Raw genomic sequence first — 25,490 nt, forward strand, 5'->3', positions numbered from 1 at the left:
GGAGCACAGAGGTCATACTTCCTCTTGCTCCTCAACAAATAAATCTTCAATGGAAATATTAAGTGCTTTTGAGATCGAGAATAAAATATTTGCTTCGTGACGCTCGTTTTTGTCGAATCGACTGATAGAAGCTTGCGGAACTCCACTAAGTTCTGATAGTTGATTTTGGGTCATATCCCTTTCTTTCAAAATGTTTGTCAAATTGGGACGCACCCTAACAACCTTAGCCATGATATCACCTCAATACAATGCATTATACGATGCTGTATATTTTTTATCAATATCTATTGACTGAATATGCAAACTCGTATATTATTGGTTTACAAACAAATATACGAGTTTGCATATTGTATAATGCATATAAAAATAGAGGCGCTGATTATGAGAAAAACATACAAGCAATGGGTATTCTGGCAAGACGGGTTTTGGGAATTCGAGTGGAGTTTCATCCTACTTACAATTTGGATCAAAGAATTAAAAACTCGTCTGAGCGAGTATAAACAGGTCATTAAGCTCAGAGCGTTCACCGGGATCATCCGGTGAGGTTGGCACAAGCCAAGATCAGTTCAGGAAACTTTTCCTACGCTGAATGATTCGATTACGCAACACTGTATCCAAAAGAGCAACATTGTACTGGAACCAAAAACGTAATGGAGGCGTGGTGTATGACAGAACAAGAAATGGATGAGTTCACTACAGCATTGGTGGAACGTTACGTGGATATACAAAAGTTCGCTTCACCTAACAGTGAATTATTAAACATATGGAATGAGGTAATTGATACCTTACCGCCTAAAATAAAGGGTGATTTTCAAGAGAAATATAATCGCCGCATAAGGGAGGGGAGCTTGTGAAAAAGCTCGACTTAAACAAGCTCGAAGATGAGCCTATTGAGGTACAGCAGGCTGTAGCCTTCTACGCATCACATACGATAAATGAAGTGCGCGTAACAACGTTAGAAAGATATAAGTATTATTCGATTTTAGAAGAAGCAGGGCTGCTTGAACCTCTAAAATCCGTAGTGGAGCAGTAGTGGTTTAGGCTCAAAATATAAGCATAAGCAAAGGAGAAACGAATTTAAATTGTCGGAAAGGTGGCGAGGGGAATGTCCCATCAAACATTTTGGAAGCCGGAGAAAAAGCAAAAGCAAAAGAAGACTTACAACAGCCTTGGACAACGGAAAAAGGATAAAAAAATTGTTCCTGAATGGAAGAAAGACATTCTCTCTCATCACCAGTCACGGCCTAATACCAAGGAGCGCGGCGAATTCTCAAAGGATGTAATCGCGGAGTTGATTGCCGATTCAAATGGAATCTGCGAATGCTGTAAAACCGCCGAGGCTACGACCACCCATCATGTATATCCGCGCGGGAGAAAAGGGCGCGGTGTGAAGACAAACGGATTGAGGCTCTGTTGGCCGTGTCATGATCGGATACAAACAAATGAGGAGCTGCTGCAATTCTGGATTTCAGCTTTCCGAGACAAATACGGAGATCATTTTTGGTTCGATGAACAAGATTGGGAAGAGTACAACCGCAAACAGGCGGCGAGTAAGCGCGTAGAAGCCGAGAAAAGGGAACATCTGGAATCTATAAAACCAGTTATGGAACTACTTACTACAGCGGCAGGCCGATCTTTGAAGGTTAAGGAAGTACACTTGCTGGAAGCTATGGATGAAAAACAGATTTCTGTTTTCGAAAACATGATAAACGATATTTTAGGGGCTTCAGCTAAACAGCAAGTGCCTTTTGGATATGGGTATTTTGATGATTAATAAAGGGTATTGGATCTTACAGGAATATAACCAAAAGTCCACACACTAAAAAGAAGGAACCAAAGAGAATAGATACAGAGCCTCTAAATTTCATGTCATTAATGTATGCATCACTTGGTTCTGAGTCACCTTTGATCTTCCAGGCTTCGTTTGCACGCCATCCCCAAGTGGGATTTCGTTTACTTAAAATACCAAGCGCGAAAAAAATAATTGCAAAAAGTATAAGTACGAAACCAAGCATTTTATCAACTCCTTTAAATAAATTATACCAAAAAATAACGATGGAAAGTATAGCCCCCAAGGGCAGAGAGGCCCAGGGGATAAGAAGGAGGGAACAGCATGCAGGAAATCATAGTAGACAACTTTGCAGGAGGCGGCGGGGCCAGCACGGGAATTGAGTTGGCAACAGGCCGAAGCGTGGATATAGCGATTAACCACGATCCGGCAGCTATAGCAATGCATGAGGTTAATCATCCCGAAACTGTCCATTATCAGGAAGATGTATGGGCGGTAGATCCTCGTGAAGCGTGCGCTGGTCGTCCCGTGGCATTGGCTTGGTTTAGCCCTTCCTGCACACACCACAGTAACGCAGCTGCGGGAAAGCCAAAAAATAAGCAGTTGCGGGGGCAGGCGTGGCTTGCGGTTCGGTGGGCTGCAACTGTTAGACCAAGGGTCATGATACTGGAAAATGTTAAAGAATTTCAGACATGGGGGCCTCTACTGGAAAATGGGCAGCCTGATCCAAAGCGAAAGGCGCTGAGCTACAACACTTTTGTCAATGCAATGAAACGGCAGGGATACAAAGTCGAAACCAAGATTTTAAAGGCTTGTGATTATGGAGCACCGACAGGCCGTGAAAGGTTTTTCATGGAAATGCGGTCTGATGGAAAACCGATAGTGTGGCCTGAGCCTACACATGGAGACCCCAATAGCCCAGAGGTGCAAAACGGACAGCTTAAACCTTGGCGTACAGCAGCAGAAATAATTGACTGGTCATTACCTTGCCCTTCTATTTTTTCTCGAAATAAGCCTTTGGCGGATAAGACCCTGCGTCGAATAGCAAGGGGAATCCAAAAGTTCATAGTTGAGAATGAAAACCCGTTTATTGCTCCTGATCATTCAGAAATCGGGAACCTGGGTGATAAGACGGATATGGTTGCGGCCTTTATATCTAAATACTATGGAGAGGTTTCACCTACAGATTCACGAGGACACAGATTAGACGAACCACTGCACACCATCACTACAGCAAACCGCTTCGCTCTTATTACAAGTCATTTGGTCAAACTTAGAGGCAATAACACGGGGAGCGCAGTAACCGACCCAGTGCCCACAATAACAGCCGGCGGGACACATATCGGGGAAGTAAGATCCTTCCTTATCAAGTATTACGGGGTTGGTGTCGGTCAGGATTTGACAGAGCCACTACACACAATACCGACAAAAGACAGATTTGGTCTTGTAATCGTAAAAGGGGAGCCGTACCAGATTGCAGACATTGGCATGCGAATGCTACAACCGCATGAACTCTTTGCAGCTCAGGGCTTTCCTGACAATTATGTAATAGACGTAGACGCGGCAGGAAAGAAGCATTCCAAGTCTGCCCAGGTTGCCCGCTGCGGTAACGCCGTACCGCCTCCATTTGCTGAGGCGCTTGTACGGGCCAATCTACCAGAGCTTTGTGTAGGATCAGGTAATAGATTGGTACTTGAGAGATACACAGAGCAGGAGCCGGGACAGCTTGCTTTCAGCATTTAGATCAAGGGGGATACACCCCCTACTACCTATGAAGGAGAGATAACGGATGATCGATGCGGAACGCCTGAGTAATTTAATCGATAAATACATCATCGATGATGGTATGGATTACGATTCTGCACATGCAAAGGCTTGGAAAATTGTAAGCACGGAAAATACGGAGCGAGAGCAGCAAAGAGTAAGTGACATAGCATCAAGATCGGTAGTTATATAGGGCCTTTTACCCTATACCCCTATATACCTTAAAGGAGCATGAATATGAGCCGTATTAAGCGAAAATACAGGATTATCCGGCAGGAGTTTAAAAACGAGCTTTACGCAGTAATAAGAAGCAACCCGGCACTCGGCATGCTTTGTATAAAGACTTATACAGCTAGTAGACACCGTGACCATATCCATCAAATTTGGGGAATGAGCGTCCAACATCCTGAGTTTCGCAAGGAATACACGGAAAAATTGATCGGTAAGTGTTTAACCGGACGAGATGAAATTTTTCATTCTCTCTACTTTGCGGCTCCAGACTTATACCAAAAATATGCGCGTAAAATACCGGAGGACTTGGCGATGGGCGATGCTCTGGGTGTTGCTTATAGAGCCATTAAAGATAAATGAGGGGTGATACCCCTATATATAAGGAGACGATTATAAATGGAATTAGCAGTACAGTCGTGGGCGTTTAACCCCAATTTGCGTAGGATGCTGGCGCGTGTTACTGGACACGACGAGGGCGGCGATGAAATAGATGAAACCGGGATTATAACTGATATTAAAGGGGATTCTTTAGAGTTCTGGTTTATTCGTGAAGATAAAATAGTACGGACTCATTTTTATTTGGAAAATTTCCGCAATGAAGGATTAACCCTGGCTGTGTATGATCGACCGCGTGTAAAGGTTAAAATCCCTGATTCCTATCAAAGTAGTTCTGCTTCTCAAGGAGGCGGGAAAGGTGAATGAATGGACATATAAGCTACAAAAAGGCGATCAGGTTGTAATGCACGGTTGCTATGAAGCCCGTAAGGAGAAGTACAAGGACAAGGTTTGGACAGTAGAATCCGAGCCTTGGGACTTGTGTGGTTCGGAGGTTGTGCGGCTTGAAGGGCACAGTGGCGGATTTGCTACGGAGTATTTGAAGAGGGTTGAGGCATAGCAGCCTTTACCCCCGTACTCTAAATCCCTTCAGATTTATAAAACTACTTGCAACTACCAATTCAATTATAACTGAGAGAGGTATTCTATAGCTTCTGTAATTATAAAAAATCCCAAAACGATAAATATAAAGTAAGCAAAAAAAGTTAGAGCTTTTAGTGTCGTTTTTGGGATTCTTTTTTTTGCTTCTGGATTACGAGTAATTGCAAAAGCTCTGAATGCAGCATAAAGCGGGATACACATAAGAAGTCCTGTTAAAAAGTCCATGTTTTTCTCCTAATTTTTTGAATTTAATTTTATCAGATTTAATTGAGGGAAACAATATGTTAAATGAAGCGATAGCCCTATAAGGAGAGTGAATAGATATGAGAGATATTAAAGCACCGCGTGCATGGTATAAGCCACTTGGAGTTATGATTCAGCCTGAACATGTAGAGAGTATCAACTTTGATACTAAGGTAATCGGTGTGTACATGGATATGGACGGTAAAGGATATCATGTTTTGCGACTGTCGGATTTTGAGTTGATGTGGCCCACTGGTCTGCCAGACAAGAACGGAAAGGATATCTATGAGAAGGACATATGCACTGCAGAAGAAATTCTATTCCCACTAGCAGGCACACGGACGGGAATTGTAAAGCACATTGACGGATCGTACCTACTTGAAGACTTGGACGGAAAGGACGGAGATTATCTGTTCAGCGAATCGGCAGAGATTACGGTAATAGGCAACATACACGATAACCCGGAGCTGCTACACCCCAAGGAGGGAACGAGGAATGAGCCAATTTATACTTGTCCGTGATTTATCAAATGGAAAACATAATTTTGTAAAGGTGGATCAGAGCGACGATGGCTATACTGATTCGTTGCTTAACGCGCAAGTCTTCGAATGTGAAACGGCGGCTGAAAAAGAGCGCATTGACGACGAATACGTGGGTGTTCTGATCAAAAATCCAGAAGGGAATATCATTGGATTTACACAGGTAGGGGAGGAAGAACAGTCATGAGTGAACGGACATATAAGCTACTGGACGGTTTTATATTAACGGAAAAAAACGGGCGGCTTTATCTACATGAAGGTAGCAATACACCCGTACCTGTACCAGCTCCACATACGTTAATTGGCGATCTACTTGCCCTGGTAGACTCACTCCAGCAGCAGGTAGCCCAGCTACAAGAAATGGATAAACTCCATACTTCAGGGGCAAAACAGCTTACCGAGGACTTGCACACATTGAGAGAGGAAAGAGATAAATTTCGCAAAGCATTAAGCGATGTTCATAACGCTGCACGGTGGGGCGATTTAGATAGGATCGAAGGAATTATTGGTACAGCATTAAGTGAGTAACCACCAATACAATACGCTCCTGGAGCGTTGGAAGGATGATAGATGTGAAAAAATATGAAGTGCTCAAAGCACTGGATGAGATAACTGAAATGTCAGATGAGGAAATAGCAATCAACCAGGAATGGATAAGAAAAGTTGCTAATTCTGCTTATTCACTGGTCAAACAAAAATATAAACCCAATGTGGAGCTGAGAAAAAAATGAAAAATATAGATATGTTGGACATGACAGACCATCGTTCAAAACTTACAGGAAATCAAGACATATTTACTGAAACCTTACTTGTGCGGATTGCAGAGCTTATTAATGCCAGCCCCCGAGAGAGGGCAGAGGCTGCTTATATGACATTATCCAGTCAGGATCAATGTAGATAGTGGCCCCCCCATATTGTCGCTAGGAACGTTAAATATGGAGGGAGAGATATGAACCACCACTCCATAGGAAAGCGGTGTGAACCCATTATAAATGCTCTCTTTCTAAGAGTAAATGTCGTGGGACTTGCTTGGAGAGTTAAAAATACGCTACAGGGTGTAGGACCTACACCCACTAAGGGAGGATATATAGATGGCAAAGACAGTGATTGTTCATAGATTTTATGAAGGTGAAAAATGTGTGTTGATGTCCGAATGGTTTGAACCAATGAACGTGGAGCAGTTGAAAGAACGAGCACAACGGGCTATTGAATGGGGATATGGTGATCCAGACATTGTTACAGACTCTACAGGTCGTCTTGTAAGGCTTAAAGAGGATGGGGAGGAACAACAGTGACAGAACGTAACTGGCAAGAGGATATGAAACTGTCAGAACAAGCCAAGGGCTGGACCTATGAAATCACTTTTAATGGTGAAGGAAATATTGTAGCAAAGGATGCTAATTATACATTTGCGCAGGTTATTGCTGGGAATGTAGGCATGAGCAACGCTGAGATTATATTAGATGGACTTGAAGCCCTTCCTTACTGGCTCCAAGAAGCTGAGAAATGGCGCATAGAGGCGTTCCGCAAATACCCAACACCAGATGCCTATGAAGCAGCATGTGCAGCCTTAGAAAAGCATAGAGCGCGCGCAGATCAGGCTGAATACCTTATACAACAAAAGGATGCAGAGATATACCACCTCAAAAAGTCAATTGAGGCACTACTGATGCATAGTAAGGTTCATGATGAACCAGACCTAACACATGTGCAACCTGAACACACGTCAGGAAACACCCCATGATAAGAGCCTATACCTCTATATTATGCGCTGTGCTGGTTTATGTGGGTGTTGTGCAAGTAGATAGATTCATGCTTATTGAACATATTATGCCTGATACACTCAGCTATTCAAGGAGTGAACATTAATGGTAAACGAACAACCTGTAATTATACGTAATAAAGAAGAGGATGCTACTGATACACGGAAGATAATTCAAGTAAACTTCTTTGACGATGTAGATGCAGTAGATATAAGAAAAACAAAGTGGCTGCTAAACAAATATACTGACTTAATTGATGTAATCAAAAACTATGAATACTCACTTCAACAGTTGGAAAACGGTATGACTGCATATGATTTGCTTTCGGCAGAGGGATCGGTTGCTAAACGAGTTACGGGACAAGAATTGACAGCAGATGTAACAGCAAATGCCGTGCTACTCAAAGACCAGCGCCATGTGAACTATAAATTCTATCAATTCCTTACGAATAACATTAAGTTTGCAATAAATAATATGCGTGATAAGCACGAGGCGTTGATAGCAAAGCTGTTATTTTTGGATGGTGTGAAATACCTCAAAGCTCAACAATATCTGGAGAAGGGTTATCGCAAGGACATTCCACCTATCTCAGCAACTACATTTGCAGATAAACGGCGTAGGGTTATTGTCAACATAGCAAACAGCCTAAAAACAAACCGTACATTGGATTTTGTCACCATCGACTATGGTCGGGGACGAAACCAAGAAGGAGAAATTGGACTGAGGATGCCAGAAGTAAATTAGACCGTAAGGGCTTAAGCCTTTGCGGTCTTTATTGTTGATGTCTAAAGTCTAGACTGAAAAATAAAGTATTTTCTTAGTGCTTAGGTTAAGATAAGTCCCCTGTTTAAGCACTACATGCTACCCGCGTACGTTCTTTAATAGGTGATTGGAAATGGAATATAATGAGGAGGACTTAGCCCAAGCGAAGGCGCGGGAGCGTTCTTTTTATTGAACTAACTGACAGGATAGTTCAATCGTTTCTCGAATATTTTCTGAGTTGGATAATTTAATGAATGTGAATAAAACGTTATCTGAAAGATACGAAATAATTATTTTTTGAAGGGATGATTAAATTGAAGCAAGGGATATTAGTTTTTCTAAATGGAACTTCAAGTTCTGGAAAGACCTCCATATCGACTGAACTCATAAATCAGAAAGAGATCCTTTTTTATCATTTATCAATTGATGATTTTTTTAATAATTACTATGATTTTATTAATAATAAATTTCCAGATGATCCTCCAAAAGAAATAGATCATCAAGTTGTCTCACAAATACTTGATGATTCCATATTCTCAGTGTACCATTCGACAATTAAATTGTTATTAGAATTGGGTTTTAATGTAATAGCAGATACCATAATCGACAATGACAAGAGGTTTAATGAGTTTCTTGATCAATTTTTCGATCAGCCTACGTTATTTATAGGTGTAATATGCTCGAAAGAAGAACTCATAAGAAGAGAGCAAACAAGAGGAGATAGAAATACTGGACTAGCAGCTTCACAGTTCAGCAAAGTATATTGCATTGATGAATATGACCTCGAAGTAAATACTGAAGAGATGAATCCAATAGAATGTGCCGAAAAGATATTAAGTTTTATTAAGTCCAATAAGGAATACTCGGTATTTAAGAAATTAAGTAAAAGAAATGTTAGTGTTTCCTAGATGGCGTATCCATCAGATAACACCATATTCAAACATTGGGGCTATCGCCCCTCGGTCTGCCGGAGGGATTTCGGAATTAAGCTAACGAGGAACGTTAGCAATGGAACAGCGACAGTCTAGGACTTTTTTTTTCGTCCTTGGTTGTCGCTGTTTCAATTTTTAGGCTCAGTCTAATACTTTATTTTCTGCCGAAAGTAGGAACTATGTAAATCCGTAGTAGGTACATAGTAGAAAGGATTTACACTTTATTCAGGAACAAATTAAATCCACTCTAGGAGGCAATAAACATGGCACATAGTTACGCTTACTTGGACAATGCGGGGATTTTACACCTTCATCCGTTGGAAAGTGAAGCAGCCAAGCATGGCAAGTATGTAGGCACAAATCTGGATTACGACGAAAGCGGCTTCCCGATTATCGGCGGTGAAGGTGTAGTCTACTATGTAGACAAAGACACAGCTTATGTAAACGGAAATGAACATGATGGTAAACAAATCGCAGTACCAAGTGGCCTTAAAACGCTAGCTGGTCAGCTTCAGTAATTTTTTCAAAACTAAAACTAAATCGGAGACAGGACTCAGAGGGTAATATAAACCCGGAGCAAGAAGGATGTCCATTGAAGGCCTATTCCAGGCATGGCGGATTAGCGGTAACCGCATGTTATAAATTACCGATCACTACAACAGGAGCAGCGTAAAATAGCTGCTCTTTTTAATTTTGAATGAAGTATTGTTATATAAAATTCTGCATCCTTAATGTCGATACTATCGTATGGAACAATATAGGAGATGAATTTGAGTGAAGAAGAAAATAAGGGATGGACTAATTTTTTATGTAGTAGTGCCGCTATTTTTAACATGGTTTATATGGTTCCCCCTTGGCATGAATTATTTGTATTGGACAGAAATGAAAAGTGAATATCACACTCAAGAAGGCTACTGGGAATTCTTTGGACGAAATTGGTATAAAAAATCTTTTAACATTAGAGTGGACTATCGAAGAGAATACGAAGAAAAACAAGAGAAAGCTGCTGAAGAGTAGCTTTTTTATTTGTTCAGGAAACTTTTCCTTAGCTTCAGCTACATTATCAAAAGGGGTGAATAACAAAGGATGGGACGAAAGAGAGATCCGAAACGGGACGAAGCATTTGATTTATACAAATCCAGTTCTGGTAACATACGTCTCACAGAAATAGCCTCTCAACTTAGTGTATCTGAAGGTACGGTAAGAGGATGGAAGGCGAAAGATAAGTGGGAGAACATGCTCGGGAATGAAACGGAACATACGGAACGTTCTAATAAAAAAGGAACGGATCAAAATAACGAAACTTCAAATGAAGACGAAGATCCAACAGCATACCCTGATGAGCTTTTTCTAAAAGCCGTCCAAATTGTAGCCGAGGCCAAGCAAGCCTCGGTTTCTTTATTGCAACGCAGAATGAGGATAGGTTATAGCAGAGCAGCCCGATTGATTGATGAAATGGAGAGGCGCAAACTCGTCGGTACATATCAAGGTGATAAGCCAAGAGAGGTATATGCTACCCTGCTAACAGTTGATGCGCTCTCTAAAGAGCTAAAAGTCGCTGCTCCAGAAATACGGAACGTTCCGAAAAAAATACCGGAACGCTCTAATGATATGGAGCGTTTCAAAACAAAAAAGAGCGTTCCAGTAATCGAGGAGAGGCAAGAACCGGAAATTCCGGACGAAGAGGGGTTAACGCCGAAACAGCGGATCTTCATAATGGAATACCTCAGAGATTTTAATGCCACAAGGGCGGCAATGGCTGCTGGATATAGTAAGAAAACCGCATATTCAATTGGATGGGAATTATTGAGAAAACCTGAAATTAAGGCTGCGATACAGAATTACAACGAATCCCTAATGGATGGGGTTGGTTTAAATGCTCAGCGCGTTCTAATGGAGTACATGAAGATTGCTTTTGCAGACATAACGGACTACGTGGAATTCGGTCAAAAGGAAGAGGATGTTCTTGGCTTAGAAGGAGATCCTGTGTTTGATACTGACACTGGAGAAACGAAGAAATACAGATACAATTATGTCTCTTTTAAAAACAGTGATGAAATTGATGGAACTCTGGTTTCAGAAGTCAAGCAAGGTAAGGACGGAGTGAGTGTAAAGCTACACGACAAAACCAAGGCATTGGACGTGCTGACTAAATATATGGATTTGTTGCCAGATAAGCATAAACGAATGGTTGAAGACGAAAAACTTAAGATGCAGCGTGAGAAACTTGAGCTTGAAAGGGCAAAAGTCATGGGGGAAGGCAATTCAGAAGACGATCTAATTGACGATTGGGTAGAGGCGGTGGTAGGTAATGAAGACGAAGGACTCACCGGAGACGAAACGGAGGCTTCAAGCATTCAAGAAACGGATTCCTGACTATCGTAAGAATCCCACATTGTTCTGCCAAGAGATGCTTAAATTCTTTCCTGACGATTGGCAGGCAAGCACTCTTATGGATTTAGCCAATAATCCTCGTGTTTCTGTTCGCTCAGGTCAGGGTGTGGGAAAAACAGGATTAGAAGCGGCAACTGCATTATGGTTCCTGTCTTGCTTCCCTTATCCTAAAGTGATTTGTACAGCTCCTACAAGACAGCAGTTACATGACGTATTATGGGCTGAGATTAATAAATGGCAGTCCAAAAGTCCAGTGCTGAAACGAATTTTAAAATGGACAAAGACCAAAATCTACATGAAGAACTATGAGGAACGCTGGTTTGCTACAGCTCGGACAGCTACCAAGCCCGAGAATATGCAAGGCTTTCATGAGGATTACATGCTCTTTATCGTGGATGAGGCATCAGGTGTCGCTGATCCGATCATGGAGGCAATTTTAGGTACGTTGTCTGGTAAGTTCAATAAAATATTGATGTGTGGCAACCCGACAAAAACGTCGGGTGTTTTTTATGATTCACACAATAAGGACAGAGCGGATTATAAAACACGCAAGGTGTCATGCTTAGACAGCCCAAGAACCAGCAAGGATAATATCGCTATGCTCAAGCGGAAGTATGGCGAAGGCAGCGATGTATGGAGAGTCCGGGTTGAAGGAGAATTTCCCCGTGGAGAATCGGATACCTTTATCTCGTTGGAAGTAGCAGAATTTGCAGCTAAAGAAGTGAGACTGGAGCCTACTGGAGATATGCTAACCATAGGCGTTGACGTTGCACGATTTGGTGATGATGAAACCTCAATGTTTGCAGGAATAGGGCCAAGAGTTGTAGGAGAACATCATCATTTCAAGAAAGACACAATGGTAACTGCGGGATGGGTGATTAGCCTAGCTAAAGAGTTACATGTTGCTCATCCATATTTAAACCGAATCAGAATAAGAGTCGATGATAGCGGCGTTGGCGGAGGAGTAACGGATAGACTAAATGAAATCGTAGTTGAAGAAGGGCTACCGTATGAAATCATACCAATTAACAATGGCTCTTCTTCTTTAGATGAGCACTATGGAAACCTTGTTACAGAAATGTGGGCATCTATTAAGGAACAATTAGAACAGAATATGAGCAATTTCATAAATGGAGATGCGAGTGTTCTACAATTGCCTGATGATGATGTTCTGATAACCCAACTTACATCACGTAAATGGAACATGACCAGCAAGGGTAAGATGCTGCTTGAAAGTAAGAAGGATATGAAAAAGCGTGGGCTCAAGTCTCCAGACAGAGCTGACGCTTTTGTTTTGGCATTTGGAGAATATTTAATGGAACCAGGTACACATATTATGCTTCCATCAATAAGCAGTGTGTTAGTAAAAAGGTAAATTGGAAAATTGGTTTTTTAGGTGCGATTATCGGGTTTATTCATATAGAGAGCATCAGCCCACCAACGCGATCAGTAAGCAGACGGAGGACAGCGCCACTTATAACGTTGATAAGGAGGCCGAGCTTCAAGCGAAGGTAGGCTGCAGGAGTTGGCGATGAGCAAGTTGTCCAGTATGCAACGGGAGGTTATTCAGCGGAGCTACCTGGATGATGAGGGAGAGTTTGATTACATTAGTTGTGGGGAGAAGGGGATAAGTGAGAGCACATTCAGGAGAATCAAGATTGAAGCGATGAATATTTTAGCTACAGCATTGGGGCTGGAAATTATAGAGGAAATGAGGAAGAGTGTTTGATATAACTGGCTTCGGCCAGTTATTCTTGTTATATAATAAAACTAAAGAACTTTATTCTAAGGTAGGAGTGAGCCAATGGTAAACAAGGATCAGTTAAAATCATACATCCAAAAGGTAGTTTTTTCCGGTATTTCACAAGTACAGTCCCTTCTAAGAGAACAATCTCCTTATATATATTCACACATGGAGTTCCCTTACATAAGAAAGAAAGAGAATGGATTTGACGAAATAAGTAAACATTACATTGTTGGAGGACCTAAAGATTATTCAAGTTTATTTGAGAAGAGCTCGAATTTATTGGATATTAATACAATTGAAGGTTTTGAAGAATATTTGGTTTTACTAAATAGTGATGATTACTTTAAAAAAGTCTTTTCATACAGAGGATTCTTGGATGATGATCTTTTTATGTTAGGTGCTCGGAAATTGGTTATCAATTTGATTGAAGCATATATACATAATTATGGTACAGATTCTGAACTTAAAGCCGAAAATTTTTATGAATTATATGAACCTATCGAAAAATTCATTTTTTCAGATAGACTCTATTATGACATCTATATTCCTATTTTATTCACTAAATTTGAATTTGAGGAGTATATAGTTTCAGAAGATGAAGGTATAGAGATTGTTAAAATGGATGAGAATATTCAACTCTCACGAACTTTGATACAACAACATGGATCTCCAATATCATCATCAGTTCTTAATGGAGCCACACATGCATTAAAGTTAAAAGGCTTCTTTATTGAAGGAGATAGATCCTATTTCGACACTAATCAACAATTCTTAGATTCAACTGGGTATCCACTTGATAAAATTAATGCATTTTTTAATTCTATGAGAATTAGAACTTTTGTAAATGAATTAGGTTATGCTCAATTGCTCGCTATTCCTGTGGGATGGACTAACCAATACAAGGCTTTTCTTAGTTCAATATTTGGAACAACAATAAGGGCGTACCCCAAAGAGTTTGAAAATTATTATTGGCTAAGAGATGATTTTACAACAATTGATAAACCCCAAGCTGAGGAAGTATCTAATCTATTTAATGGATTTGATATAGGAAACAATAAAAAAACTAATGCTTGCCAATCGAAGATTAAATATGTGCATACTACGTGAAGAAGAAGACGACTCTATATTAGATGCAACTATTGCTATGGAGGCATTATTGAGTGATGGAGAGCGAGGAGAGCTTACTCATAAACTTGCAATGAGAATGGCTGCCATTTTTAAAATATCTGAATATGCATACACACCAGATATGGTATTTAATAGCGTGAAAAAAATATATAGTTATCGTTCTTCTATTGTACATGGAGGAAGTAAACCAAAGAATCAAGAAATCGTAATTGATGAACTGAATTTAAGAATCCCAACCCCGAAGTTAGCAGTTGTTTTTTTGAAAATAGCTATTAGAGTATTGGTCGAAAATCCAAAATATTTTGATCCAAAGTACCTAGATCAAGAGTTACTCAGAGGTTAGTTAAAATTTAGAGGTATACTTGATTATTCTTGACCGAATTATGGCCTAAAGTGGGCCGTTCATCGGACTTTTGACGTGTTATATTTGTATCATGGAAAATCAAATAAGGAACACACCACAGCTTTCGAGCCTCAGTGAATCAGGTCGGTCAATGTGCCGGCCTTTTTGATTTTTCAACAAAACCATTTCAGGAGGAAATAAATTATGTCTAAGATAAAACCATGTTTCACGTATCTCAGCTCTGACGGTATCCTTCACCTGCACGACGAGGAGCATGCTGCGCAGTCCGGCAAGCACGTACAAACATCGCTAACCGATGACGAAAGCGGCTTTCCAGACGTTGAGGGCCAAGGTATTGCTTACTATGCTTGTGAGGGCAAGGCTTACGTTAAGGGCAACAAGAATGACAGTCAACTCATTCCTAAGCCGCTAATTCTCAAGCAACTCGCAGCAGAGCTTTTGTAATTCAGCAATATCCAGGTCACTCCCCGGGTTATTCCGGGGCTTTACGGCACGCGCAGGTAGCAAGGAACCAGTTAACCAGCGGAAACATGAACAGCCTGGTCAGAACCCTTGCGCGGTTCAATTCCGCAGCGTGTCTTTTATTTTTCATCGATGGGGGCGTTACTTTGAAAAAGAGTCCGAAAACAGGAAAATGTATGCTTTGTAATGACCCTAACTCGAATCCGAACCCAGAGAATACAACAATGGGCGCATCCTTTTGCGATACATGTTGGGAAGTCATGAAATCCGGTGATGAGGATAAACTGGGTGAAAGGATCGTTTGGGACAAGTGATATCAAGAAAGTGAGCAAAAGCTATCTTATAATGGTTTAACTGCCCATTTTCCGATATTGTCCGGTTTTTGTTCTTTGACGACCATTTTTAACAATTTGTAAAATGGTCTTATCACTCCTCTCTAGTTACTAAGTACAAATGCTTTTATGCAACAGCGTAGCGTTTTGCATCCCGCTTACGGGAATAGAACCTATCGCTGTTTCTTTTTTCGGGTTTTAAATAAGCGCTCAGTTTATTAAAACAGGTATTAAGACCTATATAGATTGAAGTTTAATACATAAAATGTTTCTATTTGTTCATCCGATATTGACACTTTCTGGTGATAATGAGATATTAAATCTATAAGAGAATGATTTTTTATTTATAGTAGGAGGAACAATTTGTGTTTTCATCTAACTTACAGGAAGCTGATACTTTTAAACCTATGGTAGTTGAACTTGAACTTAGTTATTTGGACCTAAATATTCAAGAGGTTGAATTAAAATGGTTGGAGATAATTAAAAAAAAAATTCAAATTCAAAAAAGTAGAGATTTCACCGGATCATGTACAACTTATCGAATGTTTTCCTATAATGAAATGTGAATTTAGATCAAAGAGTATTGATATTACAATTGCTATTGTTAAGGATTGGACAAAAAAAATTAAAGAATTTATAGATGTGCTTGTTGAAGAAATTGATTTTGACAAACTTGTCATAAAAAAAAGTTGTTCATATAGGTGGGTTTATGATAAAAGATAATAAAAAAACTGCTCGGTTTAAGTTTAGAAGAAGAGGATATTTTATCTGTTGATGTTCAATTTACAGTAAAAAATGCTAATGATACTACAACAAGAATAAGAATATTCGATGAAAGTAATAGAGATGAACAGCCTAATATTGTTTTTTCAGAAATTGAAACAGATAAGAAATTGATAAACTCTCAAGATTTATACAGTAACCTTGATTCTCTATGTATACAATCATTATCTGAAATGAATAAGTATTTATCTTTGCAAACGAAGGGGAATTTGTCCTTTTTGGCGCATAAGGCTGGCGATACGTATGAAGTATGATTTGTACCAAGAAAGAAGCAATATTTTCTTAGAAATACAATCTTTCAGAGAAAATGATAAGTCAAACGAGGAACTTAAAAGAATTGAAAAAAAGATAGAATATGTATTGAATGAAACACGCTCTGTCTATTGGCAAGTACTAAATGCTAGTGATCAAAGCAAGATAAAGTATGAGCATGAGGAAATGCTAAAGATTGCATCAAATTTTATTGAGAGTACAAATAAACTTATTGAAGAACAGAAAGTAATAAAAACAAAGGAAAAGCATATTTATAAGCATCCCATGGTAAGGGGTGAGAAATTAATGAGAAATATAGCCTCTTTCTTTCCTTTTGTAGGTATGAGTGAATTAAGCAGATATTTCTCCGACTTTGTTGCTGTCCCAAGTATTAAGTTATTCTTTGTTTTACTCGGTGCAGTTATAACGCTGCTATTTGGACAGTTTACTACTCTGAACTGGGTTTTTGTTTCTTTAACAGTAGCCCATTTTATTTCTCGTGTATGGGCAAATAGATATCATACGCCAAATGACTATATAAAATTCAATCGGACAGTTCAAATATTCATTCTCCCATACTTTTGGTTATTTATAGGTAACGTATTGAGTAAATTTGTTTCATTTGATGGCTTGCCAGACAACACATTTTATTCCCTGCTATTGGTATGGTTAGTATGGGGCGAGCTTAAAGGAACCGTTGATAATATGAAGGTGACAGGATTGCCTATACCGCCGTTTATTGAGAAACTTGTGAATTCTCAAAACAATACTAATGATATTGAACCACCTTTGTAATTAAATTGTAATAATGGTCTTTGGATGACCATCTTAGTTGACAGATGTAGTTGGTGTTCTGAGCATATTGTATGTGTCGAGGTATCGCAACCGTTCCATAAAAACAAATTAAATTTGATAACTGGATTTATTAAACTTGGGATAGGGATTGTATACATAACCCAAGATATTAATTAAACATAGAAGTATGAACAAATACAGAAGGTCAGGAAAGTTTTCCTGTCTTCTTTTTTTATTACAGATTCCAGAAGGCCTTCAAAAATCGAACCTTATGGAGGAAGAAGTACTTTTTTTGGGCAAAAATCAGTAGTAAATCCGAATAAAACAAATGTTATTCTGTATTCATAGAAGTTCGCAATGAAAGGCGGTGAAATTTTGAAATGGTATCATAAAGCCATATATTCATTTGCGAATGCTGTTCTTCCGGCAACGGTAAAGCGGCAGATGATGGGTATAGGCAGAGCAACAGTACCTAATAATACTAACCCGTGGGGCATATTTAACTGGCTACCCAAAAAACATCAACAGGCTCACAATATTGATCTTACTAAGTTGCAGAGCTATACAGCAGAGGAATTACTTGAGCTTCTTATATCTGTTCATCCAGACGTATCCTATGCCTTGTACACATACTTACGTATGGGAGATACCGATTTAACGTTTAGTGCAAAAAAGCCAAACGGAAATGCAGATAAGAGTGGACAACGGGTGCTGGACGAACTTAAGGCTATGCTTAATACACCGTTGCCTTCACCGGGATACCAGCACGGACGCTCATTAGATAAACTGGACACGATCCAGCGGATGATGATTATGGTCCGTGGTGCTTGTGCCGGAGAGATCGTCCTGAATGAGAAGTGTAATGATGTCATTGATATTGTTCCAGTTGATCCGGCTTTAATTTGGTTCCGTAGGGAGCCGGATACGAATCGGCTTACACCTTGGCAATACGTGAAGAACCCGCGAAGAAATGCAAATGAAGAATGGTTCGGTAATTACAAGAAAATCGACACACCAACATTTATCTACGAAGAGTTTGATCCTATGGTTGATGATCCTTATGGACGAACGCCTATGCTTCCGGTGCTGCAAGTAGTATTCTTTCATCTTCAGGTGTTGGCAGATCTAAAAGCAGTAGTTCATAACCAGGGGTATCCAAGGCTCGATATTTCGATGCTGGAAGAAATCATGCTGAAGAATATGCCAAACAACTTAAAGAGTAATCCCGATGGTCAACAAAAATGGCTCAAAGAGCGAATGGATGAGATGCTAAACCATTTCAACTCACTCAATCCAGATGATGCTCTTGTCCACTGGGATAGTGTAAAGGTGGAATATCTCAAAGGCGGTAATTCGGGGCCAATGATTGATATTAAGAAGCTGATTGATATCATTGATACCCAAATGGCTACTTCACTCAAAACATTGCTGACCATTCTTTCAAGGCATCAAGGGTCAACCGAAACATACAGCTCTATTGATACTCAAATATATATCAAAAATGTAGAGTCCGCGCGGAGCGTAACCAAACGTTTCTGGCAGCGGGCTTTTTCGTTGTCTGCAAGAGTAAAGGGGACTCAAACAAAAGTTGAAGCTGACTATCTCCCCATTGATCTACGCTCTGAAAATGAGATTGAACGTGACCGACGTTCAAAGATCGACAACTATATCACGGCGGAGAAAAATTTCTATATCACATCGCTGGAAGCTGCTGAGGAAATACGTTGGACACTTGGTATTAATGCCAAAATTCCTACTGAATTACTTCCTTTGCTTGTAAAGAAGCATGAACCTGATTCGAATGAAGAAGATACTCCACCGGAGGGAGGTGAATAGAGAATATGGCTAAACCTACACTCGAACAATTAGCAAAGATTAATCAGTTGGCACGTGTTCCTCTTACTGAGGATGAAGCGTATGTTTTCCCTGCAAAGCTTGTAGGGGATCAAATCATACCTCGTCGGTTTTATCGTTTGACCCCTAATTTTCTAAGGAAGATGGCTGTCCAAGCAAGAGAAGGTGTATCTTTGCTGTTGGATCACTCATGGGCCAACATGGGTGTCATGACAATACCACTCGGTAGAACCTTTGACAGCCGATTACAGATGGATGGCGATGAACTGGCACTTTATGCAGATCATTACATGAAACTGGGTCAAGAGGTCGGGGATATCAAGATTGACCAAATAGCTGAAGGCATTGATGCCGGAACTATATTTGATACATCAATCGGATTTACGGTAACCAGTCAAACATGTTCCATCTGCGGACAGGAGTATTTTGGGGGCAATTGCCCTCACATTCGCGGAAGGGAGTATGATTCCAAACTCTGCACTGTGGACATTAATGACGGCGACCTGATGGAAAACTCTCTAGTCTTTGACGGAGCTTACCAAGGTGCCGGAGTAGTCGGAATGAGCAATACATCTGATCTGCAATCAGCTATAAAATGTGAAGCTTTATCTGAAGATGCGAAGTCACTACCAAGTGGCGGACGCGTCTTTTATTCTTTTAGCGGCAAATCAGGCTTGGATGGATTTGTATTACAGCAAGATAAAAACAATGAGGCTGAAACACAGGCCAAAGGAGATGACACTGTGACAGACGAACAAAAGGCTGCATTAGCAGCAGCACAAACTCAAGCAACTGCGTTGGCAGCGGCTAATAGTGTACTTGGACAAATTCGAGCTGCATTGAGTGTAGATAATGATTCCGACATTTTAAGCAAGCTTACATCATTGAGCGCTCAGGCTGCTGATGGGGCGACATACAAGGTTAAAATTACTGAACAAGCATGTGGAGCTGGTGTCCGTGCTCTTGGTGAAGCCTTTAATGTAGAGGCGATGAAAACAGCACTGTCTCATCTACCGGTATCTGAAATTGAAAAGATCGGCGCAACGTATGAGGCGCAGGCACAAGCTGCTTTGGGTGGCGGTGGTCGCCATACACAAGGTGACGATGTAGACCTTCCTGAGGGAGCACTAAATGGAACGCCACCAACTAATTCACAAAATGATGGTGGCGAGAAAACGCCAGAACAACTTAAAGCATTAGCTCGTGAAGAAGCTCGGGCGGCTCTTAAGAATACAGGCAGAGGTAATCTACTTAAGGAGGATAAATAATATGATGCAATCTCAGTATAATGGCGCTCCTGGTCCCGGTCAGGTTATTACTCAAGAGTTTACGGAGGTTCTAGCGTCTACTGACCTTCAGGCAAAGCTTCCCGGAGGTATTTTGCTGAAACAAGGGCAAGGAATCCTGAAAAAAGGGACAGTTATCGGCAAGATAACAGCGGCCGGGGTGGATAAGGATAAAGCAGTGGCTTATAGCGCATTAGCAACCAATGGTTCCGAATTAGCCATGTGCATTTTGGATAACGACCATGATACAACAATCTCAGATGTTGGTGCTTCGGCGTGGATTGCTGGCATTTTCCATGAATCTAAATTGACAGGCATTGATACAGCGGCTAAGACAGCGCTTAAGCTTTGCTACTTTGTATAAGGGGGATAAACATACATGGCAAACGTACTTGATCCATATTTCCTTACGGAAGTCGTTCAGAACATCCGAACAGATATTAACAGCTTTCGAGGGGCTCAACTGCTAACTAATGGAGTTGACTTCAAACCAGAACTTGGACTCACTATTGAATACGACATCACCTATGACGACACAGGTATGACGCCACCTACTGGATTGAATGATCCTTCACCTATCCATACTCCACCTGTAGTGAAACACATGAACTTCACGAACCAAGAATGGAGAGAAAAGGTTGTTATCGACCGTGAAAAGATTGATACTTTGAGAAAGCCAGGCAACAGTCTTGAGCAAAAGTGGGGCGAAGAATACATGATTGAGAAAATGGTTGGTCTGAACCTTCGCCTCGAAACTCGGTTTGAGTGGATGAGATGGCAGTCATTAACAGGAAAACTTATTGTACCAGCCACTTCCACCAAACCACCCAGAACGATTGACTATGGTGTTCCAGCTAATAACAAGCCAACAGCATCCGTATTGTGGAGTAATACCGAAACAGCAGATCCGTTGGCTGACTTGGATGGCTGGTCACTTCGATTCCGAGGAAGTGGGGCTCGTCCTGTTAAAATTATTGTTAATAAGAAAGTCGATATCTACTTGAAGCAGAATGCTAAAATCCGCGATTTGATCAAGTACACTTTTGGTAAAGATGTTGTCACTGACGGTTCGCTTGCTGAAATTGTCAGTCAAAATTTAAATGGTCTTAAGTATGAAGTTTACGATGGTGGTTACATTGATGACTCTGGTGTCTTCTATCCGTTCATTCCAGATAATGCAGTAATCATAATCGGACAAGGAATGACAGGCTCAATTATGGATCTTGTGACCAGCCCGAATAACTATGAAGATATCTTTAACGGTCATACAGGAAAGTTTGCACTGACTAAGTTGATCCAAGGAGATCCCGATCAATGGCAAGCCATCAATGGTGCAACAGTGCTACCGCGTCTGAAATACGTCAACTGGCATATCTTCGCAACAGTGGCGTAAGGGAGGAGGTCGAATTTATGACAACTGTAAGAGTATTGGTTGATGCTGTTGGGCAATACAATTCGGGGGACATCGTAACAGATGCCCCTGATGGTCTTGTAGATATCGCAAAGAAAGAAATTCGTAATGCGGCAACCGGACAATTACTTGCGGAGATTGTAGATGGTAACGGAATTGTGGATGGCTCTCCTTCAGAACGAGAGTTGCAACTTCAGACCGAATTAGAACAGTCCAAAGCGCGAGAAGCAGAATTACTTGAGCAAATTGATATTCTTCAGTCTGATGGTGAGTTGAAAGAATTGAAAGCCTCAGCTAAGGAAATGAAAATACCCGGATACACCAAAATGAGTATTGAAGAATTGAAACAGGCTATCAGTGCTGCAGGCGGTGCAGCAGATGGCAACTAATAAGATACTCGCTACAGAAACATATCACGAGGAAATTAGAGGGCGTTTAGGCGTTGGTGAGGATGTAATATCCGATGCTGACATAGACGCTCTTTCTGTTTTGCCCATTGGAGAGTCGAGGATAGTTAAGGCTGTTCCTAACTATGCTGTGTTGACTGGTGACGATCAGACCTATGTATATGCAGCAGCTGTTTGTATGGTTGCTGCTATACTGGCCCCTTCCATGACAGCGAGAATCAAGAAATCCAAAAAGGACTTCGACTTTTCTTTTGAAAATCAAGTTGTCGATTGGAAAAAGTACGCTGTTCAACTAGTCGATGAAGCGTATCAAAACATTGGCCTGATATCGACAGCAGAACAAGAAACAATTGTTCCGGTGTTCGGCGTAGCGGGTCCAACACGTGCGAAAGAAAGGCGGCGTTACTGATGTTTAAAGACTTCGGTCATAGGCATTCACCTTGTACTGTCAACGGTGATCCAGATATTGTAATACTGTCTCGGGAAACGAAGGCTACGACGATTATCGGAAAAGAGTATATGTACAATGGTTTGTTTTCGTCAAAATCACCTGTGAAGCCGGGAGATATAGTTCAGAACGAATCGTCGTTCTTGGTACAGACTCTGCGTACAACAACCGAGAAGGACAAATACTGCTCTCTGATTAAAACGAACGCTTTAATCGAAGTCCAGCGCTATCAGCAGTCCTATGACTCAAACGACAACCCGATAGGTGATCCAGAATTTGTCCCAGTAGCTGTAGATGTAGTTTGCTTCGCCCAGTATGTTACTGCTCAATTGAGGCAGGAAGAGCCGGGCTTGTTGCCGAGTACCGTCTTTGTTTTGCAGTTACAGACGAATGTTGATATTAAACGGCCCGAGGAGACAAATACAGCTATTCCTGACCGGATTGTAATGAGTGGAAAAACGTATCGGGTAGATGTAGTTGATAGGATGAAATATCCTAATCTGCTGCATGTGCAACTATCTGAGGACCGGATATGATTACGGGCTATGATGCAGCTCGGGCAACCAAGGATTTGGAGAATAAGTTGGCTGTAGAAATCACTGGACTAACGAAACTGGTCATGCTGACAGCTAAAAGCGGTATTCGGTATTATCCAGCAGTACGGGATCATTTAGAGATGCACATGTTCGTGCTTGCTAATCAAATGATTTCAGGAGATATCACCGCCGATTATTGGCAAGCATGGCTTGAACAGTTTGGCAAAGGCTCCAAGATGGCAGACAGTAGTCAAAATCCCGGTTTAATAACCTACATGAACAGCGAAGCATGGAACCGACTGAGGTCCAAAGGTGATCGTATTATTGTAGGTCGTTCCCGTGGAAAGTACCGTGCAATTGACGGCACCATGAAGGAATCAGGCGGGGGCTATGCTGGAGTGGACTTGGAAGAGCTCGCGGAACGTGGTGACATTGATCCTTCATTCAGAGCCACACCGCCAACCTACTTTTTGCGCATTGCAATCCAGTCTAACCGGAAACGTATTTTGGATGGCATTAGCCGTGTAATAACTGAGTTTCCGTATCACAGATACTTCAAGGAGGTACGGGAGTGAGCCTACAACTTATTGATGCTGTTCAGAATGCTTTGAAAGAAGATTCGGAACTTATGAGCATGCTGAAGCTTACTCCTTCATCATCCTCTGCTGATGTCGTAAAGCGATTTACGAAAGGCATGGAGCCTGAGATAACGGTTTCTAAGGATACAGTTCCACATATCTGCCAATATGTCATGCCGGGACGATATGCCACTAATCCACTGGTGTTCGAAGGCAAGTTTTGTATCGACTTTTACGGTAAGACAGCATATGAAGCAAAGCTTCTATTCGAAAGAGCGTTCAAAACCCTGCACGAAAAAAGGTTATTTGCACAGGGGTTTATGTCCTATCTTTGTGTGCTGGCCTATGACTCAGATTTTGCTACTGGTATCCAAGGGGCCAAGGGGTACAAAGCAATTTTCGATGTTGATTACTTGAGAATGAATTGAGGTGAACAAAATGGCAGAAGCAGCAGTATGGAAAGCAACCGGAAGATCTGGTGATCATAATGGTGTTAACCACGTTGAATACGAGATGCTTGATTCAGCACAAAAGCGAGTTTCTTTGGCTAAAACCAACGTATCCAGTATTGAAAAAGATGGGGTTAAAATTGAACCGGATGATCAGGAAACTCTATGGTTTAGCGAAGCAAATGCAACCAAGAAGTACAAATTTAATGTAGTTACTATTGCTGGTACAACTTATGAAGCCGAATTGAATTGGACTCAACCTAATCCTCCTAAACCAGAACCTACCGAGTGGGATAAGTTGATTGCTGAAAAAATAACGCTTGCTAAAGGATTAGGTATTATGGGGGTTTGGAATCCAAAAGAGGGCTACAAACTCACCAAAGAGTACGGACGAATTGCAGAAATTGATAAACGTTTATGGGAACTGGTCAAATAATCTGATCAGTTCTTTTTTATTGGACTAAAGGGAGGAATAAGTTCATGGAACCATTAGTATTTGATGGAGTCGGCACAGTCCAGGTATATGAGACTGGCGGAAAACTGAAGTTTTTGGATGATAAAATCACAAAAGTAACATTGCAGCTTCAATTCGATTGGCAGAAGGTAATGGGCGGTGACAGTGGTTATGCTTTCCACTATACGGCCCAAGACCTGGCAGATAAAGCAAGTATTGAAATTCCACGTTATTCGGACATTCTTGCGGAGCTGTCTCAAGGTGCTGAGTCCGAAAAAGGTACAGTGAACTTTGATGAGACAGAACAAGGATTCTTAGACGCTACCGATGGTTATGCTTTAAAGGCTCCTGCCAAATTCGGAGGCACATTAGTTGCTGCCAGTGATAAAGTGTACTTAAAAGATAAAGACACTGGAAAACTGACAGAACTTACCCGTGCTGCGGCTACTCCTACAGCAGAACAATATGTCATTACTGCGGATGGAAAAATCACATCTGATTCTGCTAATGATGATAAGCAAATCGTGGTGACGTTCAAATGGAAGAAAGAAAATGCCACGCGAAGTATGTTGAGCGGAAAACGCCGTCCTAAACCGTTTAAACTGGTTCATCGCTTCTCGTTGGTAGATGATCGGGACGGTAAAGAGGTTCCTTGCCAGCTTACCATTTGGAAGGCGCTCGGGGGCGGTACGTTAGATGTGTCCCAAGAGCGTAAAAAACCAACCAGCAATACATTGTCGCTGGAGATTATGGAGCCGGATATCACGCCAGAGAATCCTAATGGATATGCAGTAGAAATCATTTTTGGTATCTAATCAATCACTAAGTCAACCCTCTATCGCTCAGGTAGG

General features: G+C 41.0%; 41 protein-coding genes. 38 read left to right on the forward strand and 3 right to left on the reverse strand.

All coding sequences use genetic code 11. The features are described from left to right. Positions 1-12: 12 nt before the first annotated feature. Entirely contained in the window at positions 13-231 is a 219-nt protein-coding gene (locus tag C400_RS0116520; RefSeq protein ID WP_014599948.1) for a helix-turn-helix domain-containing protein, read from the reverse strand. A 434-nt stretch (positions 232-665) separates the two neighbouring features. Here C400_RS0116520 and C400_RS0116530 point away from each other — a divergent pair, with 434 nt between their 5' ends. The 3 genes from C400_RS0116530 to C400_RS0116540 all read left to right on the forward strand — a co-directional run bounded on the left by C400_RS0116530 (position 666) and on the right by C400_RS0116540 (position 1,774). Beyond that, positions 666-854: a hypothetical protein gene (locus tag C400_RS0116530; protein ID WP_017427628.1), complete on the forward strand. Its 189-nt coding sequence runs from the start codon at positions 666-668 to the stop codon at positions 852-854. After that, positions 851-1,033 carry a hypothetical protein gene (locus C400_RS0116535; protein ID WP_017427629.1) on the forward strand — a complete coding sequence of 61 codons (183 nt, stop codon included), beginning with the start codon at positions 851-853 and terminating at the stop codon, positions 1,031-1,033. Before C400_RS0116530 ends, C400_RS0116535 begins: the two co-directional genes overlap by 4 nt. Positions 1,034-1,105: 72 nt before the next feature. After that, on the forward strand, positions 1,106-1,774 hold the full coding sequence (locus C400_RS0116540; RefSeq protein ID WP_017427630.1) for an HNH endonuclease: 669 nt from the start codon (positions 1,106-1,108) through the stop codon (positions 1,772-1,774). A gap of 16 nt (positions 1,775-1,790) precedes the next feature. On the opposite strand, the gene C400_RS0116545 is transcribed toward C400_RS0116540, so the two are convergent. Further along, positions 1,791-2,015 (reverse strand): DUF6199 family natural product biosynthesis protein, encoded by a 225-nt coding sequence (locus C400_RS0116545; RefSeq protein WP_017427631.1) that lies wholly within the window; start codon positions 2,013-2,015, stop codon positions 1,791-1,793. 98 nt (positions 2,016-2,113) lie between these two features. Here C400_RS0116545 and C400_RS0116550 point away from each other — a divergent pair, with 98 nt between their 5' ends. Genes C400_RS0116550 through C400_RS0116570 form a run of 5 tightly spaced genes read left to right on the forward strand, consistent with a single transcriptional unit; the run spans position 2,114 to position 4,679 of the window. Then, the gene (locus C400_RS0116550; RefSeq protein WP_017427632.1) at positions 2,114-3,532 is read left to right on the forward strand and encodes a DNA cytosine methyltransferase; all 1,419 of its coding nucleotides are present in this window, start codon (positions 2,114-2,116) and stop codon (positions 3,530-3,532) included. A gap of 46 nt (positions 3,533-3,578) precedes the next feature. After that, entirely contained in the window at positions 3,579-3,746 is a 168-nt protein-coding gene (locus tag C400_RS27200) for a hypothetical protein (protein WP_017427633.1), read from the forward strand. A 44-nt stretch (positions 3,747-3,790) separates the two neighbouring features. Continuing rightward, entirely contained in the window at positions 3,791-4,144 is a 354-nt protein-coding gene (locus tag C400_RS0116560) for a hypothetical protein (protein ID WP_016822067.1), read from the forward strand. Positions 4,145-4,180: 36 nt separating this feature from the next. After that, positions 4,181-4,486 (forward strand): hypothetical protein, encoded by a 306-nt coding sequence (locus C400_RS0116565; RefSeq protein ID WP_017427634.1) that lies wholly within the window; start codon positions 4,181-4,183, stop codon positions 4,484-4,486. Beyond that, the gene (locus tag C400_RS0116570) at positions 4,479-4,679 is read left to right on the forward strand and encodes a hypothetical protein (protein WP_016822065.1); all 201 of its coding nucleotides are present in this window, start codon (positions 4,479-4,481) and stop codon (positions 4,677-4,679) included. The genes C400_RS0116565 and C400_RS0116570 overlap by 8 nt, the downstream gene beginning before the upstream one ends. A 65-nt stretch (positions 4,680-4,744) precedes the next feature. On the opposite strand, the gene C400_RS0116575 is transcribed toward C400_RS0116570, so the two are convergent. Further along, entirely contained in the window at positions 4,745-4,945 is a 201-nt protein-coding gene (locus tag C400_RS0116575; RefSeq protein ID WP_016822064.1) for a hypothetical protein, read from the reverse strand. 98 nt (positions 4,946-5,043) lie between these two features. Between C400_RS0116575 and C400_RS0116580 the strand changes: the two genes are divergently transcribed. The 30 genes from C400_RS0116580 (at position 5,044) to C400_RS0116730 (ending at position 25,454) form a co-directional block, all read left to right on the forward strand. After that, positions 5,044-5,484, forward strand: coding sequence for a YopX family protein (locus tag C400_RS0116580; RefSeq protein ID WP_017427635.1), 441 nt, complete (start codon positions 5,044-5,046; stop codon positions 5,482-5,484). Further along, complete coding sequence (locus tag C400_RS0116585; RefSeq protein WP_017427636.1) at positions 5,459-5,689, forward strand: hypothetical protein; 231 nt, start codon at positions 5,459-5,461, stop codon at positions 5,687-5,689. Before C400_RS0116580 ends, C400_RS0116585 begins: the two co-directional genes overlap by 26 nt. After that, positions 5,686-6,030, forward strand: coding sequence for a hypothetical protein (locus C400_RS0116590; protein ID WP_017427637.1), 345 nt, complete (start codon positions 5,686-5,688; stop codon positions 6,028-6,030). Before C400_RS0116585 ends, C400_RS0116590 begins: the two co-directional genes overlap by 4 nt. 35 nt (positions 6,031-6,065) lie before the next feature. Further along, a complete protein-coding gene (locus C400_RS27205; RefSeq protein WP_017427638.1) occupies positions 6,066-6,233 on the forward strand; it encodes a hypothetical protein in 168 nt (55 codons plus the stop codon). Beyond that, on the forward strand, positions 6,230-6,403 hold the full coding sequence (locus C400_RS27210; RefSeq protein ID WP_017427639.1) for a hypothetical protein: 174 nt from the start codon (positions 6,230-6,232) through the stop codon (positions 6,401-6,403). The genes C400_RS27205 and C400_RS27210 overlap by 4 nt, the downstream gene beginning before the upstream one ends. A 190-nt stretch (positions 6,404-6,593) precedes the next feature. After that, the gene (locus C400_RS0116605) at positions 6,594-6,797 is read left to right on the forward strand and encodes a hypothetical protein (protein ID WP_017427640.1); all 204 of its coding nucleotides are present in this window, start codon (positions 6,594-6,596) and stop codon (positions 6,795-6,797) included. After that, positions 6,794-7,246 carry a hypothetical protein gene (locus tag C400_RS0116610; protein ID WP_017427641.1) on the forward strand — a complete coding sequence of 151 codons (453 nt, stop codon included), beginning with the start codon at positions 6,794-6,796 and terminating at the stop codon, positions 7,244-7,246. Before C400_RS0116605 ends, C400_RS0116610 begins: the two co-directional genes overlap by 4 nt. Before the next feature lie 124 nt (positions 7,247-7,370). Then, positions 7,371-8,009, forward strand: a complete 639-nt coding sequence (locus C400_RS0116615; RefSeq protein WP_017427642.1) for a hypothetical protein — start codon at positions 7,371-7,373, stop codon at positions 8,007-8,009. Between the two features lie 332 nt (positions 8,010-8,341). Then, positions 8,342-8,935, forward strand: coding sequence for a chloramphenicol phosphotransferase CPT family protein (locus C400_RS0116620; protein ID WP_017427643.1), 594 nt, complete (start codon positions 8,342-8,344; stop codon positions 8,933-8,935). Positions 8,936-9,222: 287 nt separating this feature from the next. Beyond that, a complete protein-coding gene (locus C400_RS0116625) occupies positions 9,223-9,477 on the forward strand; it encodes a hypothetical protein (protein ID WP_016822055.1) in 255 nt (84 codons plus the stop codon). Positions 9,478-9,733: 256 nt separating this feature from the next. After that, on the forward strand, positions 9,734-9,976 hold the full coding sequence (locus C400_RS0116630) for a hypothetical protein (protein WP_017427644.1): 243 nt from the start codon (positions 9,734-9,736) through the stop codon (positions 9,974-9,976). A 69-nt stretch (positions 9,977-10,045) separates the two neighbouring features. Further along, positions 10,046-11,335 (forward strand): terminase small subunit, encoded by a 1,290-nt coding sequence (locus C400_RS28450; RefSeq protein ID WP_017427645.1) that lies wholly within the window; start codon positions 10,046-10,048, stop codon positions 11,333-11,335. Next, on the forward strand, positions 11,271-12,728 hold the full coding sequence (locus tag C400_RS0116640; protein ID WP_017427646.1) for a DEAD/DEAH box helicase family protein: 1,458 nt from the start codon (positions 11,271-11,273) through the stop codon (positions 12,726-12,728). The genes C400_RS28450 and C400_RS0116640 overlap by 65 nt, the downstream gene beginning before the upstream one ends. A gap of 156 nt (positions 12,729-12,884) precedes the next feature. Continuing rightward, positions 12,885-13,082 (forward strand): hypothetical protein, encoded by a 198-nt coding sequence (locus C400_RS27970; RefSeq protein WP_049885696.1) that lies wholly within the window; start codon positions 12,885-12,887, stop codon positions 13,080-13,082. Positions 13,083-13,157: 75 nt separating this feature from the next. Then, positions 13,158-14,207: a hypothetical protein gene (locus C400_RS0116650; protein ID WP_017427648.1), complete on the forward strand. Its 1,050-nt coding sequence runs from the start codon at positions 13,158-13,160 to the stop codon at positions 14,205-14,207. A gap of 37 nt (positions 14,208-14,244) precedes the next feature. Beyond that, positions 14,245-14,571, forward strand: coding sequence for a HEPN domain-containing protein (locus tag C400_RS0116655; protein ID WP_128574143.1), 327 nt, complete (start codon positions 14,245-14,247; stop codon positions 14,569-14,571). A gap of 204 nt (positions 14,572-14,775) precedes the next feature. Then, the gene (locus tag C400_RS0116660) at positions 14,776-15,036 is read left to right on the forward strand and encodes a hypothetical protein (RefSeq protein WP_017427650.1); all 261 of its coding nucleotides are present in this window, start codon (positions 14,776-14,778) and stop codon (positions 15,034-15,036) included. Between the two features lie 715 nt (positions 15,037-15,751). Beyond that, positions 15,752-15,952 carry a hypothetical protein gene (locus C400_RS0116670; protein ID WP_017427652.1) on the forward strand — a complete coding sequence of 67 codons (201 nt, stop codon included), beginning with the start codon at positions 15,752-15,754 and terminating at the stop codon, positions 15,950-15,952. A 460-nt stretch (positions 15,953-16,412) separates the two neighbouring features. Further along, a complete protein-coding gene (locus C400_RS0116675) occupies positions 16,413-17,216 on the forward strand; it encodes a phage holin family protein (RefSeq protein ID WP_017427654.1) in 804 nt (267 codons plus the stop codon). Positions 17,217-17,591: 375 nt separating this feature from the next. Continuing rightward, positions 17,592-19,052, forward strand: a complete 1,461-nt coding sequence (locus C400_RS0116680) for a hypothetical protein (RefSeq protein WP_128574144.1) — start codon at positions 17,592-17,594, stop codon at positions 19,050-19,052. Between the two features lie 5 nt (positions 19,053-19,057). Then, positions 19,058-20,338, forward strand: coding sequence for a hypothetical protein (locus C400_RS0116685; RefSeq protein ID WP_017427656.1), 1,281 nt, complete (start codon positions 19,058-19,060; stop codon positions 20,336-20,338). Between the two features lies 1 nt (position 20,339). Next, positions 20,340-20,720 carry a head decoration protein gene (locus tag C400_RS0116690; RefSeq protein ID WP_017427657.1) on the forward strand — a complete coding sequence of 127 codons (381 nt, stop codon included), beginning with the start codon at positions 20,340-20,342 and terminating at the stop codon, positions 20,718-20,720. Between the two features lie 15 nt (positions 20,721-20,735). Then, positions 20,736-21,749, forward strand: a complete 1,014-nt coding sequence (locus tag C400_RS0116695) for a major capsid protein (protein WP_017427658.1) — start codon at positions 20,736-20,738, stop codon at positions 21,747-21,749. A 17-nt stretch (positions 21,750-21,766) separates the two neighbouring features. After that, on the forward strand, positions 21,767-22,156 hold the full coding sequence (locus C400_RS0116700) for a hypothetical protein (protein ID WP_017427659.1): 390 nt from the start codon (positions 21,767-21,769) through the stop codon (positions 22,154-22,156). After that, positions 22,146-22,583, forward strand: coding sequence for a hypothetical protein (locus C400_RS0116705; RefSeq protein WP_017427660.1), 438 nt, complete (start codon positions 22,146-22,148; stop codon positions 22,581-22,583). Before C400_RS0116700 ends, C400_RS0116705 begins: the two co-directional genes overlap by 11 nt. Beyond that, a complete protein-coding gene (locus C400_RS0116710; protein ID WP_017427661.1) occupies positions 22,583-23,158 on the forward strand; it encodes a hypothetical protein in 576 nt (191 codons plus the stop codon). The genes C400_RS0116705 and C400_RS0116710 overlap by 1 nt, the downstream gene beginning before the upstream one ends. Next, positions 23,155-23,733, forward strand: a complete 579-nt coding sequence (locus C400_RS0116715; protein ID WP_017427662.1) for a hypothetical protein — start codon at positions 23,155-23,157, stop codon at positions 23,731-23,733. Before C400_RS0116710 ends, C400_RS0116715 begins: the two co-directional genes overlap by 4 nt. Continuing rightward, positions 23,730-24,164 carry a hypothetical protein gene (locus tag C400_RS0116720; RefSeq protein WP_017427663.1) on the forward strand — a complete coding sequence of 145 codons (435 nt, stop codon included), beginning with the start codon at positions 23,730-23,732 and terminating at the stop codon, positions 24,162-24,164. The genes C400_RS0116715 and C400_RS0116720 overlap by 4 nt, the downstream gene beginning before the upstream one ends. A 10-nt stretch (positions 24,165-24,174) precedes the next feature. Then, positions 24,175-24,621 carry a hypothetical protein gene (locus C400_RS0116725; RefSeq protein WP_017427664.1) on the forward strand — a complete coding sequence of 149 codons (447 nt, stop codon included), beginning with the start codon at positions 24,175-24,177 and terminating at the stop codon, positions 24,619-24,621. A gap of 44 nt (positions 24,622-24,665) precedes the next feature. Next, complete coding sequence (locus C400_RS0116730; protein WP_017427665.1) at positions 24,666-25,454, forward strand: hypothetical protein; 789 nt, start codon at positions 24,666-24,668, stop codon at positions 25,452-25,454. The last annotated feature ends 36 nt before the right edge of the window (positions 25,455-25,490 follow it).

The sequence above is a fragment of the Paenibacillus sp. ICGEB2008 genome (assembly GCF_000307675.1).
Lineage (GTDB): Bacteria > Bacillota > Bacilli > Paenibacillales > Paenibacillaceae > Paenibacillus > Paenibacillus polymyxa.